The 1,998-nt window shown below is 73.4% G+C and carries 2 protein-coding genes; both read left to right on the plus strand.

The genetic code is table 11. The annotated features are described in order from the left end of the window. On the plus strand, positions 1-1,440 hold a 1,440-nt coding region (gene mdoH / locus HW578_RS25895; RefSeq protein WP_198373589.1), incomplete at its 5' end, for a glucans biosynthesis glucosyltransferase MdoH. A 9-nt stretch (positions 1,441-1,449) separates the two neighbouring features. Beyond that, the coding region (locus HW578_RS25900) for a hypothetical protein (protein WP_198373590.1) at positions 1,450-1,998 on the plus strand (549 nt) is incomplete at its 3' end.

A 1,998-nucleotide genomic window follows, 5' to 3' on the forward strand; every position in this document is an offset into this window, starting at 1 on the left:
CCGCCCGCCGCGGTGCTGCCCGCGCTGCGCGCCGCACGGCCCGGCGCGCCGCGCGGCCGCACCGCAATTGCGATCTGTGTGCGCAACGAGGACATGGGCGCGGTGCTGGCGCCGCTCGGCCGGCTGATGGACGGGCTCGCCCCTGAGCGCTTCGCGCTCTGGGTGCTCTCCGACACGCCCGCAGGCCCCGCCGCCGCGGCCGAGGAAGCGGCCTTCCGCGCCTTCGCCGTCGAGCATCCCAACGCCCATTACCGCCGCCGCGCGGAGAACGAGGGCTTCAAGGCCGGCAACGTGATGGACTTCCTCGACCATCACGCGGAGGGCCTCGATTATTTCCTCTGCCTCGATGCCGATTCCGAGATGACGCCGGAAGCCGTGCTGCGCCTGGTCGCCTGCATGGAGGCGGATGACCGCCTCGCCATCGTGCAGCAGCTGATCCACGGGCGCCCCGCCACCGCCGCCTTCCCCCGCCTGTTCCAGTTCGGCATGCGCCAGGGGATGCGCGCCTGGGCCACCGGGCAGGCCTGGTGGCAGGGCGACGAAGGCCCCTATTGGGGCCACAACGCGCTGATCCGCATCGCCCCTTTCCGCGAGCTGTGCCGGCTCGGCCCGCTGCCGGACGGCTCGCGTATCCTCAGCCACGACCAAGTGGAGGCCACGCGCCTGCACGCCGCAGGCTGGAAGGTGCGCGTGCTGCCGGACGACACCGGGTCCGCCGAGGGTAACCCGCCCACCTTCGGCGATTTCGTGACGCGCGACCTGCGCTGGGCCGGGGGCAACATGCAGTACCTGGCGCTGCTCCGCCTGCCGGGACAGACGCTGATGGCGCGCTGGCAACTGGTGCAGGCGATCCTGCTGTTCCTCGGCGCGCCGCTGTGGTGCGCCATCCTGCTGCTGGCCGGGGTGAATGCCGCGACCGGTGGCGGCGCCGCGACGCCGACCGGCCTGCTGGTGCTGCTGCTGGCCGCGACCTGGGCCTGCCACTACGCCCCGAAGCTCGCGGGCTATGCCGAGCTGCTGCTGAAGCCGGCGCTGGCCGGACGCTATGGCGGGCGCGCGGCCGTGACGCGCGGCGCGGCGGCCGAGATCGCCTTCACCACGCTGATGGAACCGGCGCGGCTGATGGCGCAGACGCTGTTCCTCGTGGCGCTGCCCTTCGGGCTCAAGGTTGGCTGGACGGCGCAGAATCGTGCCGATCGCGGCGTGAGCTGGCGCGACGCGGCGCGGCAGTTCTGGCCGCCGACCCTGGCCGGGGTGTTGCTCGCCTGGCTGTTCGCGGCGGCCTCGCCGCTGGCGCTGCTGCTGGCGGCACCGGTGCTGGCCTCGCTGCTGCTCGCGATCCCCTTCGCGGTGCTGACCGCCGATCCGGCGCTCTCCGCACGGCTGCGCGCAGCAGGTCTGTGCGCCTTGCCGGAGGAAATTGCCGCGCCGACGCGCTAGTATGTACCGATGGACTGGCGCCACCCGATCCGCGGCCTGCTGAAGCCGCCCCTGATGCTGCTCGCCTTCCTCTGGGTGGTGCTGGAGGAGACGATCTGGGGCTGGGCCAAGGCGCTGGGCGGGCTGCTCGCGCGCATCCCGGTCTTCGCGGCGCTGGAACGGCTGATCCTGCGCCTCGATGCGCGCCTCGTGCTGCTGCTGTTCGCCGTCCCGATCGCGCTGCTGTTCCCGGTGAAGCTCGCCGCGCTGTGGCTGATCGGCAGCGGGCACTGGCTGCTCGGCGCCGGCGTGCTGCTGGCGGCGAAATCGGCGGGCACCGCCTTCTCGGCCCGGCTCTACGTGGTTGCGGAGCCGAAGCTGATGACGATCCCGGCCTTCGCCTGGGTTCGCGGGCACGTGGTCGCACTGCTGGCGCGGGCGCATGCCTATCTCGATGCCTCGCCGACCTGGCGCGCGGCGCGGCGGGGCATGGCCGAGGCGAAGGGCGCGCTCCGTGGCGCCGCGGCGGCGCTGCGCGCCATGCTGGCCGGCACGGGGACAACGCTGCTGGGCCGGGTG

This window comes from Roseomonas rosulenta (assembly GCF_016106005.1).
GTDB classification, from domain to species: domain Bacteria; phylum Pseudomonadota; class Alphaproteobacteria; order Acetobacterales; family Acetobacteraceae; genus Neoroseomonas; species Neoroseomonas rosulenta.